This window comes from Porticoccaceae bacterium LTM1, assembly GCA_030252795.1.
Taxonomy (GTDB): Bacteria; Pseudomonadota; Gammaproteobacteria; order Pseudomonadales; family Porticoccaceae; genus SCSIO-12696.
This window is the reverse complement of sequence record CP127080.1, coordinates 1,729,055-1,747,931: the sequence shown is the minus strand read 5'-3', so window position 1 is coordinate 1,747,931 and position 18,877 is coordinate 1,729,055. Positions and strand designations below refer to the sequence as shown.

The following is an 18,877-nucleotide window of genomic DNA, read 5'->3' as shown; positions in this document are numbered from 1 at the left end:
TGACGTTGATGCATCCGAAATCGAGGGAAGAAGTATGTGCGCATGCCAACGGAAAGAACGATCGAGAATCGCTGTCGTGGGGTTGGGTAAAAACTTCGTGACAGCTCACTGTGAAAGGTAACCGTGCCGACGACCGGCACAGAGAGCGAAACTAAGGGCCGGTCGACACTAATTGAATACTTACTGTTGTGACTAAAAAAGCGCCAATCAAGGCATGAAGAGAGTGGTTTGGTACTTTCTTTGAAACGGAAGGCAAATAAACGACGAATAACGCAGAGTGGCGCTTTTTTAGCCGCAACCCTATGGGCTGATGTCATTTTTTCGCCCAGCTACGTTATCAGTCGCTTATGTAGAGTGACTACACTGCGCTCCTTCTGCCTTGCTGGTCAAAAAAATGACTTTCAGCAGTAAGCATTCAATTAGTGTCGACAGGCCCTAACAGAGGATATCAAGATGAAATCCTTATGGCGACATACCAGCAGCACGATAAGGCGAATTTATTCGACCTTTATGGGTGCTGTCGTTGCCACAGGTATACTGTTGGCAACAGTGGTTCTGGCGGTAGACGCTTTGAACTTATTTGAACTGGATGGAAATGCAGTTGAAAGTGGAGACCCGGGTGAAGACTGGGAAACACTTTACAGTGGGGGTTCTAATGATGGCGGTACGCCGATTGCGTTTACCGGAGTTTTGGATGATATATCCCCATTAAGCATTTATTGGCAAGGTGGTTCAAAGGATATCAACGATGTTTCGGAGTGGAATTACAAGGATGGTGCCGTGCCGGACAAAGATGATATTACCAATGCCTATGCGGCAGCCTATATCAATGGTGCGGAGAATGGCATCCATTTGGAAGATGATTTAATCATCTATTTTGGGTTGGATCGTTATGCCAACAAGGGTGATGCCTTTGCTGGCTTCTGGTTCTTCCGGGATCGAGTCGGCCTGGATGGCATTGATGCGTTCACTGGTAACCACATGGATGGAGACTTGCTTGTATTGGTTGAATACCCGCAAGCGTCAGGTGCCGTTCCAGAGATCAAGGTCTACGAATGGGTTTTCAATGGCGGCGATATTTCGGATCACCTGAAGTTGTTATTAACAGCATCGAATGCCGAGTGTGATGGCAGTGGCGGTAAAATTGCCTGCGCAATTACCAATGCCGGTGATGAAGCCTCTCCCTGGCCTTACACACCTAAGGCAGGAAGTGCGGGCACATTCCCGTTTGAAAGTTTCTACGAAGGTGGTATTAACGTTTCAGCCCTGATGCGTATGGTAGGTGAAGAAAATTCTCCTTGTTTTAACAGCTTCCTGGCGGAAACCCGTTCATCCCGTTCCGAAACTGCTCAGTTAAAAGACTTTGTATTGGGTGGGTTCCCACTGTGTCAGGCCGTAATTGATACAGAAATCCACGCTGGTTCAAATCACCTGACTGACGTTCAAAATACCACTTTGAAAGTGGGCAGCAGTGTTCATGACTTTATCAATATCATTGGTAGCGGTGTACCCAACCTGCCAGATCCCACCGGAACTGCAGACTGGACACTTTATGACAACGCCACTTGTGATGGTAATGTTCTGGACTCAGGCACTGCCAATTTGACACCAGCAGGCGGTGGTACGGCTACGGCTGATAATGTGGGTGGATACACCAAAAATACCGCAGGATCTATTTCCTACGGAATTACCTACAGTGGTGATGAGAACTTCCCGCCGGTGGATGAAGAGCACTGCGAAGTGGTGTCGTTTGAGAAATACGACACTATGACTTCAACTGCTATCCACGCAGAAAATGATCACGCCACGGATATTCAGGGTGGCGCGGTTAATATCGGTACTTCAGTACACGACCAGGCAACAGTTGCTCTGGCAAACTCTGAGTCTGATCCGGGTGGTCTGCCCGATCCGACCGGTACCATTACTTTTACCCGCTATGCGACCTCTGATTGCACCGGTACCGGTGTTGATGAAGTGGTAAGCCTGGATAACGGTGATGGTGGTGTGGAAGAGTCTTCAGCCTTTGTAACTAACCTGGCTGGAGGACTGTCCTATTCCGCCAGTTACAGTGGTGACTCGTTCTACAACGGATCAAGCCATGCATGTGAAGTTCTCACCGTGAATAAATTTGATTCAAATATTTTGACTCATATTCACGCAGGTGCTGATCACAGCACAGATATACAGGGAACTACCATCAAAGTGCTGACGTCTATTCACGATCAGGCCATCGTGTCTGGCGCAGGCCCTGACCCTACCGGTACCGTGACTTTCCGTCTGTTCAGTGATCTCGAGTGTCAAACCACACCCGTCGTGTTTGATTCGGTCGCGATTGCAGCCGATGGCAGTGACGACGGTTCGGCTGCGGTTGAAAGCAAGTCGATGGTGACTTCGGCTGGTGTGTTGGCATTCAGTGCCAGCTACGGTGGCGATGACAATTACAATCCGTCCAGTGCGGCCGATTGTGAACCACTGACCGTTGAGAAATACGACACCATGACTGCAACCGCCATTCACCAGGGTAATGATCACGTCACTGATATTCAGGGTGGCGCGGTGGATATTGGCACCTCAGTACACGACCAGGGAACCGTTTCCCTTGCCAACTCTGAGTCCAATCCTGGTGGTCTGCCCGATCCTACCGGAACACTCACCTTTACCCGCTATGCGACTTCTGACTGCACCGGCACCGGTGTTGATGAAGTGGTTAGCCTGGATAATGGTGACGGTGGTGTGGAAGAGTCCTCGGCCTTTGTAACAAACCTGGCTGGAGGATTGTCCTACGCGGCAAGCTACAGTGGTGATGCCAACTACAATGGATCAAGCCATGCTTGTGAAGTGCTGACCGTGAATAAACTCGATTCAAATATTTTGACTCATATTCACGCCGGCAGTGATCACAGCACTGATATTCAGGGAACTACTATCAAAGTGCTGACTTCCATTCACGACCAGGCCATCGTGTCTGGCGCAGGCCCTGATCCTACCGGTACCGTGACTTTCCGTCTGTTCAGTGACCTCGAATGTCAAACCACGCCCGTCGTGTTTGATTCGGTTGCGATCTCTTCAGATGGCAGTAATGACGGTTCCACAGCAGTTGAAAGCAAGTCCATGGTGACTTCTGAAGGCGTGTTGGCGTTCAGTGCCAGCTATGGTGGTGACGGTTATTACAATCCGTCTGGTGCGGCCGATTGTGAACCGCTGACCGTGGTGAAATACGACACCATGACTGCAACCGCCATTCACCAGGGCAATGATCACGTCACTGATATCCAAGGTGGCGCGGTGGATATCGGCACCTCAGTGCACGACCAGGGAACCGTTTCGCTGGCCAACTCTGAGTCCGATCCCGGTGGTCTGCCCGATCCTACCGGTACGCTCACCTTTACCCGCTATGCGACCTCTGATTGCACCGGCACCGGTGTTAACGAAGTCGTAAGCCTGGATAATGGTGACGGTGGTGTGGAAGAGTCCTCGGCCTTTGTAACAAACCTGGCTGGAGGATTGTCTTACGCGGCAAGCTACAGTGGTGATGCCAACTACAATGGATCAAGCCATGCTTGTGAAGTGCTGACCGTGAATAAACTGGATTCAAATATCTTGACTCATATTCACGCCGGCAGTGATCACAGCACTGATATTCAGGGAACTACTATCAAAGTGCTGACTTCCATTCACGACCAGGCCATCGTGTCTGGCGCAGGCCCTGATCCTACCGGTACCGTGACTTTCCGTCTGTTCAGTGACCTCGAATGTCAAACCACGCCCGTCGTGTTTGATTCGGTTGCGATCTCTTCAGATGGCAGTAATGACGGTTCCACAGCAGTTGAAAGCAAGTCCATGGTGACTTCTGAAGGCGTGTTGGCGTTCAGTGCCAGCTATGGTGGTGACGGTTATTACAATCCGTCTGGTGCGGCCGATTGTGAACCGCTGACCGTAGTGAAATACGACACCATGACCGCAACCGCCATTCACCAGGGCAGCGATCACGTCACTGATATTCAAGGTGGCGCGGTGAATATCGGCACCTCAGTACATGACCAGGGAACCGTTTCCCTCGCCAATACTGAAACCGATCCTGGTGGCTTGCCAGATCCTACCGGTACGCTCACCTTTACCCGCTACGCGACTTCTGATTGCACCGGTACAGGTGTTAATGAAGTGGTAAGCCTGGATAATGGCGACGGTGGTGTGGAAGAGTCCTCGGCGTTTGTAACTAACGCGGCTGGTGGTTTGTCTTACGCTGCAACATATAGTGGTGATGCAAACTACAACGGATCAAGTCACAGCTGTGAAGTTCTGACGGTGAATAAACTGGTGTCCAATATCCGGACCGAAGTTCACGATCCGGCCCACATCGATATTACTGGTCAAATAATTGATACCGATGTGCAGGTTCACGATACCGCGTATGTTACCGGCGCTGGCGCAACACCTACTGGAACAGTGACTTTCGTACTGTTCGATAACCTCACTTGCGATGGCAATTTGGTGAGTCAGGTAGACGTTGCACTGGATGGCAGCGGTGTTGCGAAAACACCAAGCTTCTTCCCGGGTGCAGGCGAGTGGTCTTACAGTGCCAGCTACGGTGGTGATGATATCTATGATCCATCCGGCCCAGCTGCCTGTGAACCATTTACCGTAGTTTCAGGTGAGATGGGTTGCACCCCCGGATTCTGGAAAAACAGTCTTGGAAGTTGGGCTGATACAGATCCATTGGTACAACCGACAGATCCAATTACCGCATGGTTTACCCTGCCTAATGGCGTCATTAACAACAACCTGGGTGGCGACACCCTGTTGGATGCGCTGAATTATGGTGGTGGTGATAACCTGCTTGGTGCAGCGGAAATACTGCTGCGAGCAGCGGTAGCTTCACTGTTGAACGCAACACATGTAGACGTTGATTTCCCATGGTCCTACATGCAAGTGATCAACGAAGTGAATGCGGCACTGGCGACCAAAGACAGAGCAACCATTTTAGCTCTGGCCTCTGACCTGGATGCCGATAACAACCTTGGATGTGAATTGCCAAATGACAGTTCTTTCTAGGTAAAGACTCTGTTACAAAACATTTGTAACAGAAACGAAGAAGGGCAATGAAAATTCATTGCCCTTCTTTTTAGCTTATAGCATTGGCGTTTTATCGCTTACCTTTGCCATTGCCTTTGCCACCACCCGTGCTACTGGAACCACCGGACAATGAAACCTGAACTGTCGCAGTAGCCGTTTTACTTCCATCACTGATGGTATAAGTGAAGCTGTCGCTACTCTTAAAGCTCTTGGCAGGAATGTAGGTAATTGTGTTATTGCTATTAACAACAACAGAACCTTTACTTCCCTGTGTTACGGAAGAGACTTTAATTGCATCACCATCTGGATCCCAGTCGTTACTCAATATCGGGATAGTAATATTGCTCACTGAGCTCATGCTCGCGGAGTCGTTTACAGCGACTGGTGCGGAGTTATTTGACGTGGCTGCAACCGATACCGATACGCTTGCAGATGCAGTACCACCTTTGCCATCGGAAATGGTATAGCTAAATACTTCAGTACCGCTGTAGCCGTTTGCAGGTGTAAAGGTAATGGTGTTGTTGCTGTTAATAACTGCGCTGCCATTTACGCCGGCTACTGAGGTTACACGCAGGGTATCACCATCAGCGTCACTGTCGTTATTTAGCACCGGAATGGTAATAGAGCTGCCTTGTTGGGTAGAGCTGCTGTCATTTTTTGCAATCGGCGCTGTGTTGACAGAAGTCGGATTATCAACCACATAGGTAACACTACCGCTGGCGCTGTATGAGCCACTGCTGGCAGTAATCGGAATGTTGTAAAAACCATCGATGGCACTGCTGCTGGAAGTGACTGTCAAGCTGGCTGTTGCACTGCTGCCCGGAGCAAGTGACAAGCTACTTTTAGACCAACTGTATCCCCAGCCAGTAGGAGCCGAGTTCGACAGGCTAAAGCTGTTATTGCTGCAGCTGCTGCTGTCATTGTTGGTTACGGTAACGCTGAAGGTAACCGCAGTACCCGCTTGTACCCACTGGCTCTGGTTCGGAGTCAGGCTTAAGGTAGGGTTAGCGCGTGTACAGGTTGATGGCTGAGTGCTGCCGTAAGTTACGGTAACCGAAGCAGTTGAACTATCACCCCAGTCGGCCTGAATAGTGACGCCTGCTTCCGGGTCAGTGAAGCTTTTTCCAAAGGTCAGCGCCGGATCTTCCGGATAGAGCTGGTAGGTTTCCGGGGTCATATCCAGCAGGTAACTTGTGTTGCTGCTTTCTTCCGGTGAACCGGTACGAATGATTACACCATTCAGAACATTGGCGGTATTGAGCATATTGCCGCCGATCCAGCTGCCGCCAATTGTGCTGTCAAAGCCAACCGGTTGACGGTATTCCACGTAATAGAAAACCTGTTTTCCGGTAAAGTCATCTATGCCCTTAAGAATTTTCAGGGCTTTAGGCTTGGTGCCGGTTTGGCTGGCATACACGTCCAGCTGATAAGTACCGGACTGGGTAACATCCTTAATGGTTTTGGAACTGCCATTGTTCAACCAGCCCAGGTATTCCTTAGGGAATGCACCGTAGTGAGCCGAAGGGGACCAACCCATGATGTCCAGGCTGTCGCCATATTCGACGGATTTACAGTTATCGCCGATGGTTTTGCCGGAGCAGTCCAGTGCATGAGAGTGGTGGAGTCCCAGGTTGTGGCCCATTTCATGGGCAACCAGCTCAACTTCGATGTTGCCTTTTAACCAGGCCTTGGATGGGTTCTGGCCAACGGTAGCAGTGCCCCAGAATCCACAGGCATTCTCAGGGAATGCATAGACAAGGCGCGTGTAGTTGGAGAGATTGTAACCACTGTTTTGCGCAGCCTGGTTTGCGTAGCTGGCAATATCCAGAGTGTTACAGGAAGTGCTGCTTACCGGAATGGTGTGCCAGCCAGTGATGTCACCCGTCAGCCAGGTTTGACCGAAGGAGTTTTCCATAAAGAAATCACTGGTCTGGTTGAAAATAACGTCTTGGGCATAAGCCTTGGTGTAAGGCTGCTCCTGCTTATCCTGGAAGTTCACCAGAATCACCAAAGTGCGTTGCTCACCCAGGGTGTTTGCCGGAATAGAGGGCGTACCGTAGTTGGAGCCACCGTCAGAGCTGGTGCCCAGCTCCAGCGTTAAGCCTTCGCTGTCAACAGCGATAGTACCGTCGCTGTCATCCTCAACCGAATCGCTGCCAAGAACCAGGGCATTCACAGAGATAGATTGACCGGGCTTAAATTCAGGAGTTTTACCATTGATTTTAAGTTCAAGGTGGTCACCGGCTGGTGTATTCAGGAAGTGACGCAGCTTGTGAGTACCACCTTCATACTCTTCGTAACGCATTTCGACGGTGCCGTTAAGCTGGAGACGTTGCTCAAGCAGATCCTGTACTTCAGCAGGCATGCCGAGTTGTTTCTGGTGTGGAATTGCTGCACGCATTGCACCAGCGGGATCGTGAGCCATTAGTTCCTGAAGCTCTGCCCTGCGGGATTTAGCCTCAACGATCATTTGCTTTTGAATGGCCTGCTTTCGCGAACCTTTAGCAGCTAACCATTGCTTTTGAAGGGCGACCAACGATTTGGTTTGGTCCTGAACATTCGAGCTTTGCTCGATGCCAGGATTGTCGACAGCACCATGATCGTGATGATCATGTGCCTGGACATTGCCGATAGAAAGTAAAGCGACGAACGCAATAGCGGTGGATTTAAGTGAGACTGGTTTTGCCGGAATCAGGCGTGCAGCCGCACGCCAGCCTGCCATAAGGCCAGATCGAATTTTCATGTAAAACACCCCAAGCTACATCGGGCAGGTATTGACCTGCATACAACAGCTTCATCTCTTTCCATCTAGCGCCCATACCTCTTAAAAAGAGGGGAGGCACAACATTTTTGCCAGATGGCTACGTCGAGAGAGCAACTTCGTTTTGCATTTCTTCTGAATTACAACAGCGGGGAATGGACCCCAAAAATCAGAATCCTGATCACTGCAAGTCGATCAGGTGGTCGAATATTAACCAGTTGCCTGTGGATAAGTAAACGAAGATAGGCCTGTTCCCGTGACCAGTTGGATAAAAAACGACCAAATTAGGTGTTTTTGAGACTCATGTCTCATTTTTGGCGTTTTTAGAACAATTGGTTCTTGATTTGGGCAATTTTGCAATATTCCGGGTATAAGTGGATTGAAATTCACGGCTGAATGCCACACATATACCGGTGTTATGTGGAAACTGGTATGCCCAGATAATTGGATTAGATACGTGGCGGGTAGTGGAGGGCTTCCAGCATTTCGCTATCACCCGGCCCTTTGGATTATGACCTAAATAGCTCCGCTTAAGCGTGATCTCCGTTGCTTTTTCACTATCAAACTCCTTTAGAAATCCTGTTTACATTGAAACTAAATTATCCCTGTTCAGATAGGATGACCGGTCATTTTTTTTTACTGAATAGCATGAAATTGTGAGCAAAAATTTAAATCCACTGCTATAACTAAGTCGATCAACCGAAAAAGGTAAACCTGGCTAAAGCCAGGGGCACAAAGCTCCGGGGCCTCACATTTGTCGTAAGCTGGCCGAGCTGCCGTTGGATCGGATCTACCCAATGTAGATTTTGCATCCATTGCCATTTGGCAGAATCATGGATGAGTAAGGCAGCAGTGAGGTTCCAACAGATAATTCGTTCTTTCTGTTAGTTTCTCACCCCGTAATCACAAACTTTTGTGACTTATACAGTTATCAAAAGCTGCCCTCGTTCGGCCTGCAGAAATCGACCGGAAACATTGAGTCAGATCCAGTGAAGAAAAATTGTTAAGAAATATGTATCACGTGAATTACGCATAGTTGTTGATGCGATGGGGATGCAATTAACGGTTGTGGATTTAGTTTCACTGGATGAGTAGCGTTTTCGGTTACATGTGTTATTTCGGCCTTACTGTCCGATGTCACTTTCGAAAGCTTTCTTTTTATTCCTGAAAATAAATCGACACCCAGTACACATTAAAAGTGTTCAGCCTGGTATTTGGGCTGAAGGAGAGTGTTAGTGATAGAGAGGGCCTGATTCTACATTGATTTATTCAGTGAATAGATTTTAAAAAATTTGTCCACTGTGCAGTTAAATCGGTAATCAGCAGAAGATTGGATTCCTGAATTACTGAGAAAGGTCGCAGCCGACACCCTGCTTTAACGGTTCATAATCCTGCCAGATAGTGATCGTTGGTCGCGATATAAATATCCCCAGCCCGATTTAATTTGGGCCGGGAGGGGCGGCTGCTTCTTCAGTATAGGACAGCATTTCCAGGTTCGCGTTCAGAGCCCTCTCTCATCATTTCATCTCCCCAAAAACAGGTATGTGCAGGCCACCAGTCAGCTGTCAGGTCGGAGTGGTTGATCCAAGGGATGCAGTAGTTTCGGTCCTGTGATTGGTGGTTCTGCAACTTGTCAGTAAACCATTTAAGAACACTCAAAATATGAGGTTTTTGACCATGTTGTATTTGACTTGCTTTCGATCGGGATAAGCCGCCACTAATGCTGTATTTCAGGTTTGGTGACGGTTGGCAAGGAAAGAATCTGGTTTTAGTTGGAAGGAATCAATTTAACAAGAGGTAATTAGTTATGTGCCTTAAACGATTTATATCAAGCACGCCCTATGTGCTGGCCATCTGTATGTTGGCCGGATTAGTCTGGGCGGTGCATGATGAAGGCTTATTCGAGTTGGAAGGTAATGCTGCTGATAGTCCAGCTGGATTGCCAGATGACTGGGAAAATATTGCCAATGGAACAGATAGTGCCAATGCTGTTACAGATGGATCCCCCGGTGGGATAATCTCGGACCCGATTGATAATTCGATCGATATGATTTTCACTGGTGGCGGCTCGAAGGATGATTTGGATATCCCAGGTTGGCAATTTACTACCGGTTCGGTTCCGCCCAAGGATGACTTGACGGATGCCGCAGCGGCTGCATATCAAAATGCTGATGGCGATTTGATCATTTACTTTATGGCAGATCGCTTTGCAGTGAATGGTACTGCCCAAATGGGCTTCTGGTTCTTCCAGGATGATGTAGGTCCCGTTGATGACCCAGAGGATCCAGATTACGGAAGCTTCTCCGGACAACACCAAAATGGTGACATTTTAATCCTTGCCGAGTTCACTCAAGGTGGTGCAATACCTGATGTGGATGTTTGGGTTTGGGATGAAGGCAACGGTACTGTGGATCCTGAAGAAGGTGGCTCAGCCAATACCAACCTGAGATTTGTTGGTCAGTTTGGTGAATGTAATGGTGCGGACGATCTTGCCTGTGCTGTTTCAAACTCTGGTTTGGTTACTCCATTCTGGCCGCGTGTATCAAAAGGTGGCGGTAGTGATATTTTAATTAATGGTTTGTTTGAAGGCGGTATTAATATCACTGAGCTGTTCCCGGAAGCGTCTGGCTGTTTCTCCAGCTTCCTCGCTGAAACCCGTTCTTCTCACTCCGTGGATGCGGTGTTGAAAGACTTTGTCGGTGGCGGATTCAATCTGTGTGGTGTTGCTGCATCGAAAAGCTGCTCTGCAGCAATCAACTCATCAGGTGATGGTGCCAATATTGTTTTCAATGGTACAACTACCAATTCCGGGTCGCTGACAGTTACTACTCAAGTAACCGACAGTGAAGCGGGAAGTACCTTTACTGCTGCATGTATTGATGTGAATGAAGACAATGATCCAGACCTGCTGTGTGATGACTCTGGTGATATTGCGTTAGTCGCAGGTGCTCCAGATGACTTAACCGGCATTGGTACGGGAATGATTTCATTCACTCATGGGCCAGGAGTTACCGTGTCTTTCGATGGTATGTATTCGACCATGACTTTGTCGGATACCACATCGGTTCCCGGCTTTGACTTCAGTGACACCATTACCGTCGATACATTCCTGGATACTAATGAGCCAGCAGTTGCCAGTACTACAGCAACAGCGGATTGCTCGGCAGTTGGCACACCGGGAATAGCGGTATTTAAGGCTTGTACAGCCAGTTTTGATGGTACTACAGCAACATTCAGTATTGATCAGGACTTCGATGGAGTCGGTGGCGATGATTCAGGTTATGCCGAGAATACCGGTAATGTGGCTCTCAATAATGTGATGTTAAGTGATACGGTTATTTCACTGACCATCGCTGGTGAGGACCACGATAAGAACGGTACCGTGGATGCTGCATTTGACAACGTCCTGGCTCCGGGACATCGGGTGATCTTCTCTGGTAGTACTACCAGTACAACTTCAACGTCCCACTCCAATACAGTGACTGCCAGTGGCGCCAATGTCTTTAACGCCTCTGATACAGTCTCTGCCATGGCAACAGCCAATTGCGGATTTGCACCTGCGCCTGCAGTAACGTTGAACAAAGTGTGTGATGACAACTTTGGTGGCGGAACTGGTGTAGAGTTGATCCAGCAGGGCGGAGTGGTAGTTGTTCGAGTGCATAACATTATCTCTGTCAGCAATACCGGTGACACCGCATTAAGCGAAGTTCTGGTAGGTGACAGCGATGTGATGCAGCTAGTACAAACTGCCGGTCCGACATTTGACTGCACGGCTGGCACATCCTGTACCGGTAGTTTGGGTGTTGGTGAAAGTGCTACCTTCAAGCAGTCTTACCTGCCGGACGGTAACAACATCCTCAATGTCCTGACTAACCCAGGCAGCGTGGAGTTCCAGAATACAGCCAGTGTTGGTGCGAAAACCACCTTCACCGGAGGTACTATAATCACGGATTCAGATCAAACTGACAATACTGCCAGTTGCCCGATCTGCCCGGCCTGTCCGGACTGCGAACAGCAGCCAGCCAACTGATGGATGTAGGCTGCTCTTTTGAGCAGGAAATATGCTCCTTACTGACAGAAAGTTACGGTCAGTAAGGAGCTGAAGTTTTCTTAAACTTTAGGAATGCAAACAGGGCGACTGAATAGTCGCCCTGTTTTTTTTGATTGATGTAATTATTTACGACCGCCTTTTCCGCCGCCACCTTTGCCGCCACCACCAGTAGATCCATCACTGGAGTTTGCAACAGTTACCGTTACTGATGCGGTTGCCTGTTTTTTGCCATCACTGATGGTGTAGCTGAAGGTTTGCGTACCAGTGAATTTTCTTGGAGGCACGTAGGTCACTGTACCATTTGAATTAATGGAAACACTGCCTTTACTTGGTTGGCTAACGCCAACTACAGAGATTGCATCGCCATCCGGGTCACTGTCGTTAGCGAGTACAGTAATTGTCACTGCAGTTTTTTCCGGAGTATTTGCTGAGTCGTTTAATGCTGTCGGCGCGCTGTTTGTTGAAGTAACAGGAGCCTTCACAGTGTAAGTGGCACTTGCAGTTCGAGTGCTGCCAGTAGTGCTGTGTGTAGCGTTACCACTGATTGAGTAGGCACCATCCAGTGCTGTGCTGGAAGAGGTTACATACAGAGTAATATTTGAAGAGCTGCCCGGCGCAAGGGTCACTTGCGAGCTTGACAGCGATTTGCTCCAGCCATATGGAACGGCGGCGCCAAGATTGAACTGTGCATTGCTGCATTCTGAGCTGTCATTGTTGGTAACAGTCAGGCGGTAGCTGAGTGCCTGGCCAGGTGCAGCGGTAGTCCCGCTGATAGCTTGCAGGGATACAGACGGTACTGCACGCTCACAAACCGGGAGTGGATCCGGGTTGCTACTGCCCAGGTTGATATCAACAGTGGCGCGGTTGCCATCAGCAGATACTACGGTGATTGTGGTGCCGGTTTTTGGGTCGGTAAAGCTGTTTCCAGCTTCCAGGGCAGTGTCTGTCCAATCGTAGAAAGAAGAGCTGTTTGGCGTAGCATCCAGCAGGAAGCTGCTGTTGCTGTTGCCATTGGTACCGAGACGCAGCACTACACCGTTGTTGTAGTTGGCGCTGTCGTAGTTGATGTCGCTGTCCATGATGCTGTCGTAGCCAACAGCGGTGCGATATTCCAGGTACATCCACTGTTCGGCACCAGATGCGTCAGTACCACGGGAGATGCGCAGTGCTTTTGGCAGACCGCTTCTGGTAGTGCCATAAGAATCCAGCTGATAGCTTCCGGTGTTGGTAATTGGCTGGACATCACCGTTATCAAACCAGTTCAACAGCTCCATATTGAAAGCATTAAGGTTGGTTGGCTTGGTACCCATGATGTCCAGGGTGTCACCATATTCGTAAGTAACACCGTTGTTTGAGATTACCTCGTTGTCGGCTTCGTGGGCATGAGCGTGCATCAGACCGAGAGTGTGGCCAATTTCGTGTCCGACAGTATGCATGTCAATCTTTCCGTTCAGCCAGACATACGACGGTGAGCCGCTAACGGATGCATAGCCAGCCCAGCTGCAACTGTTCTTGGGGAACAGGTACATGATGCGCTGATAATTGGCGATGTTATATCCGCTGTTTGTGGCGGCAGTATTGGCAGCGCTGCGAATCGTATTGGTGTCGCAGTTGGTGCTGGAAACATTGATGGTGTGCCAACCGGTAACTGCACCGCTGATAGACAGTTTGCCGAAGGAGTTTTCGTACAGGTACTGGTTTACCTCGGTGTATATAGCGTTTTCCACCTGTGCTTTGGTAAACGGTTGACTTGTATTGTCGTTAAAATTCACCATGATGGTCAGGGTTTTCTGATCACCAGTAGTTTGGGCCAGGGAAGACGTTGAGGTGCTGGTTGTGCTGCTGGACTCCGGGTCCAGAGCCAGGTAGATCAGGTCCTGATCTGTATCTTCAACCTGCAGTCCGCGAGCATTTACCTGAGTGCCGTTGGCAAACGCGGGGTGTTCATCGCTGGTGAGAATCTGAATGCGCTCGCCTTGGTCTGTTGTTAAAAACTGAACCAGACGCGAGTGGCTTTGATCGCTGTGATCTTCGTAAAACACTTCTATAGTGCCATTCAACTCAGCCCAACGACCATTGCCTTGGGTCAGCTTTTTGGCAACCAGCTTCTTTTGTAGAGTGCTGGACTCGCTGAAGTGTTTGATCACATGAGAGCGGAAATCGACGCCGTTTTGCTCATGTTCGTGGTCATGAGCTTGTGCCGCAGGCGCGAGCAACGCGAGTGAAAATATTGAAACAGAGGTTTTGCGAACAACATTTGCGGAAACCAGGCGTGCAGCCGCGCGCCAGCCCGCCAAAAGGCCAGATCGAATTTTCATGTATAACACCCCAAGCTACATCGGGCAGGTATTGACCTGCATACAACAGCTTCATCTCTTTCCATCTGGCGCCCATGACTCTTTAAAGGAGTGGAGGCACAACATTTTTGCCAGATGGCTACGTCGAGAGAGCAACTTCGTTTTGCATTTTTTTCTGAATTACAACAGCGGGGCATGGACCCCAAAATCAGAATCCTGATCACTGCAAGTCGATCAGGTGGTCGAATATTAACCAGTTGCCTGTGGATAAGTAAACGATAGTAGGGTGATTACGGTGACCAATTGGACAAAAAGTGATCAGGGTGGGGTGTTTTGAGACCCATGTCTCATTTTTGTTGCTGTTAGAACAAATGGTTCTTTGTTAAGGCTAAATCAACCATTTATGAGTATATGTGGAGTTGGGTTCGATACTGAAACCGCACCAGCATGGTGTCGCCATTATCAAACCAGAACGAAGACTCAAGCGCAAAGCGCGTTAGGTGTCGAAGGCGACAATCTTGGTTATTGTGTTATGAGTTGTTGAATAGCGAGCCCGCTCTTTCCCTGACCTGACAGGCCACTCCTCATAATACTGACAAATCGTCGTGACCTGTCAGGTCAGGGAAAGCGCTACTTTGGGCGGGATGATGAGCGCCCAATAGCACCCAAGCGAGCCCTTTACCTACCGGAACAGGTTTGCCCGATTTGTGGGTATATGAGGGCTGGCCTGTTCCGGTGGGTAAAGGGCGTATTGTTGGCTCGTGGCGGCGACACCTAAAACGTAAAAGCCCCGCAAAAGCGGGGCTTTTTATTCCCGCCGAAGCGGGAATATTGTGCAGAGTAGGGAGGCTTACGCCACAACTTCTACAATCTGCTCCGCGGCGATGCGCTTGCCTTCTTCGGCGCCTTTCTGGAAAGACTCGATCTGGTCAAAGTTCATGTAGCGGTAGATTTCGCTGGCCATGGAGTCGATGTCCTTGGCGTATTCCAGGTATTCGGCCGGAGTCGGCAGTTTGCCCAGAACAGAGCCAATGGCAGCCAGTTCTGCAGAGGTCAGGTACACATTGGCACCATCGCCCAGACGGTTCGGGAAGTTACGGGTGGAGGTAGACAGCACGGTGCTGTTTGGCGCCACACGAGCCTGGTTGCCCATACACAGGGAGCAGCCTGGCATCTCGGTGCGAGCTCCGGCGCGACCAAAGATGTTGTAGTAGCCTTCTTCCATCAGGGTGTGCTCGTCCATTTTGGTGGGCGGGCAGATCCACAGACGGGTCGGGGTACCGTTTTTGGCGTGTTGATCCAGCAGCTTACCGGCAGCGCGGAAGTGACCGATGTTGGTCATGCAGGAACCGATAAACACTTCGTCTACCTTGTCGCCAGCTACTTCAGACAGCAGACGTGCGTCGTCTGGATCGTTAGGTGCACAAACAACCGGCTCGGTAACTTCGGCCAGATCAATTTCGATGACGGCAGCGTATTCGGCGTCGGCATCGGCTTCCATCAGGCTCGGGTTTTCCAGCCATTCTTCCATCTTGCGAACGCGGCGCTCCAGGGTGCGAACATCGCCATAGCCTTCGCCAATCATCCAGCGCATCAGGGTGATGTTGGAACGCAGGTATTCGGCAACGGAGTCTTCGCTCAGTTTGATGGTGCAACCTGCGGCAGAGCGCTCTGCAGAGGCGTCGGACAGCTCAAACGCCTGCTCGGCGGTGAGGTGTTCCAGACCTTCGATCTCGAGGATGCGGCCGGAGAAGATGTTCTTCTTACCTTTCTTCTCAACAGTCAGCAGGCCTTCCTGAATCGCGTAGTAAGGAATCGCATGTACCAGGTCACGCAGGGTGATGCCTGGCTGCATTTTGCCTTTGAAGCGAACCAGTACGGACTCCGGCATATCCAGAGGCATTACACCGGTAGCGGCAGCGAAAGCCACCAGACCGGAACCGGCAGGGAAGGAGATGCCCATCGGGAAACGGGTGTGGGAGTCACCGCCGGTACCAACGGTGTCCGGCAACAGCATGCGGTTCAGCCAGCTGTGAATGATGCCGTCGCCCGGACGCAGGGAAACACCGCCACGGTTCATGATGAAGTCCGGCAGGGTGTGCTGGGTGTCGATGTCTACCGGCTTTGGATAAGCGGCGGTGTGACAGAACGACTGCATGGTCAGGTCGGCAGAGAAGCCCAGGCAAGCCAGGTCTTTCAGCTCGTCGCGGGTCATCGGGCCAGTGGTGTCCTGAGAGCCAACAGTAGTCATTTTCGGCTCGCAGTAGGTGCCGGGGCGAATACCTTCAACGCCACATGCTTTACCAACCATTTTCTGAGCCAGGGTGAAGCCTTTGCCGCTGTCTTGCGGAGCAACAGGCTTGCGGAACAGGTCGGACTCTTCCAGACCCAGTGATTCACGCGCCTTGGCAGTCAGGCCACGACCGATGATCAGGTTGATACGGCCACCGGCTTGAACTTCGTCCAGCAGTACGTCGGACTTGAGTTCAAATTCGGAGATAACTTCACCGGATTCAGACAGGATTTTGCCGTCGTATGGGCGGATTTCGATAATGTCGCCCATGTTCAGGTCGTCTACAGGCGCTTCAAATACCAGTGCGCCGGCGTCTTCCATGGTGTTGTAGAAGATCGGGGCTACTTTGCCACCGATACAGATACCACCGCCTTTCTTGTTGGGAACACCCGGCAGTTCTTCACCGAAGAACCACAGTACGGAGTTGGTGGCGGACTTACGGGAAGAACCGGTACCCACAACGTCACCCACGAAAGCAACCGGGTAGCCTTTGTTCTGGATGTCAGCAATTTGCTGCATCGGTCCGGTAGCACCGTGCTCTTCCGGCTCCAGGCCGTCGCGAGTCATTTTGTACATGGCGCGTGCGTGCAGCGGAATGTCCGGGCGGCTCCAGGCATCCGGGGCAGGGGACAGGTCGTCGGTGTTGGTCTCGCCGGTCACTTTGAAAACGGCAACCTTGATGCTTTCCGGTACCTTGTTGCGGCTGGTGAACCACTCGGCATCTGCCCAGCTTTGGATTACGGCTTTTGCGTAATCGTTGCCGGCTTTGGCTTTTTCTTCCACATCATGGAAGGCATCGAACATAAGCAGGGTCTTTTTCAGCTGCTCGGCTGCAACTTCACCCAGCTCGCTGGAGTCCAGCAGTTCAACCATAGTGGCGATGTTGTAACCACCCAGCATCATGCCCAGAAGTTCAACGGCTTTGGTTTGGCTGATCAGCGGAGAGTTGGCTTCGCCTTTGGCGATGGCAGACAGGAAGCCGGCTTTCACGTAGGCCGCTTCGTCCACACCGGGTGGTACGCGGTTGGTGATCAGGTCCAGCAGGTACTCTTCCTCACCGGCCGGCGGGTTTTTCAGCAGCTCGACCAGGTCGGCCACTTGCTCCGGGTTCAGCGGTTTGGGTGGAATGTCCATTGCGGCGCGTTCAGCGACGTGTTCGCGATAGGCTTCAAGCACGATAGCGCTCCTTTAGTATCGTCAGTTGTAATCGAAAGCTGCCAAGGGTTCTGGCAACTGAGCAGTCGAGCTGACTCGACCACTGGAATTTGTGTTTTTGAGGGAGCCGATTCTACTAAAAATGCGCCTCACAAGACAGGGTAGTGGTGTATTTAGGTGTAGTCACAATTTGTTTCAATGATATTGCACAGGTTGGGTTTCTGCATTCGTCTAGCATGATTTTTTTTGCGAAAAGTACAACAAAAACAAATAGATATATATTTAAGGTGGTGTGATTTCTTCATTGTTAAAACGTTTGATGCCATACAAATAGATTGCCTGGTTGAATAGCCGTTATTTCAGCGGTGAATATCGCAACACCACTTGGGGCTGAAGTCATACCAGGGGTAGTTAGCAAATAATTAATGTGTGCGCTTTCAGTAGACACTGGCTATAGTTGGCTCTCCACACGGATTACTAGCCGGGAGGTTAATGTGCTGAAACTACATGGCGTTGCAGTAAGTAACTACTACAGCATGGTTAAGCTGGCGCTGCTGGAGAAAGGGATCGATTTCGAAGAAGTACGCACCCCACCCAGTCAAGAGCCTGAATTTCTTCAGATGAGCCCGTTGGGGAAGATTCCCTGCATCGAAACGCCCAATGGCTTTCTGTCCGAGTCGGTTGCCATTATCGAGTATCTGGAAGACCTTGACCCGGAACCTCCGCTATATCCATTAGATGCTTTTGAATCTGGCAAAGTCAGGCAATTAGTACAGTTGCTTGTCTTGTATGTTGAAATGCCAGTGCGCAGATTGTTAAACCATGTGTTTTTTGGTGGTGATCTTGCAGATTACACTCGACAGGAAGTTCAGGAAGCACTCGACCGGTCGCTTCCCGCTCTTCAGCGTGCGGCTAAATTTTCCCCTTATGTAACAGGAGGGACATTTACGGCAGCTGATATTGTCTGTTACTACACTGGAATTCTGGTAACTATGATGACAGAAAAAGTGTACGGGACAGATCGTATGCTTGAAGTGGAAGGCTACAGCGACTGGCTGGCAGTGATGCGTCAACGGCCGAAAGTTCAGGAGGTGGATACCTGTATGCACGAGACGATGAAAACCTTCTTTGACAATAAATCCTGAAGTAAGTCTACCGATTAACAGGCTATTGAAATTTGTTTTCGAGGCAGCTCCTGCAAGGAAAAAATGAACGAAAAGAGGGAGTTTATTGAAATAAATGACCGA

The 18,877-nt window shown here is 50.1% G+C and carries 6 protein-coding genes and 1 riboswitch; of the genes, 3 read left to right on the top strand and 3 right to left on the bottom strand.

Annotated features, from left to right (window positions below; all coding sequences use genetic code 11):
• Positions 1-453: 453 nt before the first annotated feature.
• Positions 454-5,052: an Ig-like domain-containing protein gene (locus QP938_07590; protein ID WIO73175.1), complete on the top strand. Its 4,599-nt coding sequence runs from the start codon at positions 454-456 to the stop codon at positions 5,050-5,052.
• A 91-nt stretch (positions 5,053-5,143) separates the two neighbouring features.
• On the opposite strand, the gene QP938_07585 is transcribed toward QP938_07590, so the two are convergent.
• Complete coding sequence (locus QP938_07585) at positions 5,144-7,816, bottom strand: Ig-like domain-containing protein (protein ID WIO73174.1); 2,673 nt, start codon at positions 7,814-7,816, stop codon at positions 5,144-5,146.
• Positions 7,817-8,531: 715 nt separating this feature from the next.
• Positions 8,532-8,615, top strand: a riboswitch (cyclic di-GMP riboswitch).
• Between the two features lie 1,026 nt (positions 8,616-9,641).
• Between QP938_07585 and QP938_07580 the strand changes: the two genes are divergently transcribed.
• A complete protein-coding gene (locus QP938_07580) occupies positions 9,642-11,864 on the top strand; it encodes a hypothetical protein (protein WIO73173.1) in 2,223 nt (740 codons plus the stop codon).
• Positions 11,865-12,007: 143 nt separating this feature from the next.
• Here the strand turns inward: QP938_07580 and QP938_07575 are convergent, their stop codons facing one another.
• Together QP938_07575 and acnB are read right to left on the bottom strand one after the other, a co-directional pair.
• Positions 12,008-14,203 carry an Ig-like domain-containing protein gene (locus QP938_07575; protein WIO73172.1) on the bottom strand — a complete coding sequence of 732 codons (2,196 nt, stop codon included), beginning with the start codon at positions 14,201-14,203 and terminating at the stop codon, positions 12,008-12,010.
• Between the two features lie 829 nt (positions 14,204-15,032).
• Positions 15,033-17,651, bottom strand: coding sequence for a bifunctional aconitate hydratase 2/2-methylisocitrate dehydratase (gene acnB / locus QP938_07570; protein WIO73171.1), 2,619 nt, complete (start codon positions 17,649-17,651; stop codon positions 15,033-15,035).
• A gap of 473 nt (positions 17,652-18,124) precedes the next feature.
• Between acnB and QP938_07565 the strand changes: the two genes are divergently transcribed.
• Entirely contained in the window at positions 18,125-18,775 is a 651-nt protein-coding gene (locus tag QP938_07565; GenBank protein ID WIO73170.1) for a glutathione S-transferase family protein, read from the top strand.
• Positions 18,776-18,877 lie beyond the last annotated feature (102 nt).

Coding starts and splice junctions, on each gene's coding strand:
- QP938_07575 (WIO73172.1), bottom strand. CDS start 14,203: ATGAAAATTCGATCTGGCCTTTTGGCGGGCTGGCGCGCGGCTGCACGC.
- QP938_07580 (WIO73173.1), top strand. CDS start 9,642: ATGTGCCTTAAACGATTTATATCAAGCACGCCCTATGTGCTGGCCATC.
- QP938_07585 (WIO73174.1), bottom strand. CDS start 7,816: ATGAAAATTCGATCTGGCCTTATGGCAGGCTGGCGTGCGGCTGCACGC.
- QP938_07590 (WIO73175.1), top strand. CDS start 454: ATGAAATCCTTATGGCGACATACCAGCAGCACGATAAGGCGAATTTAT.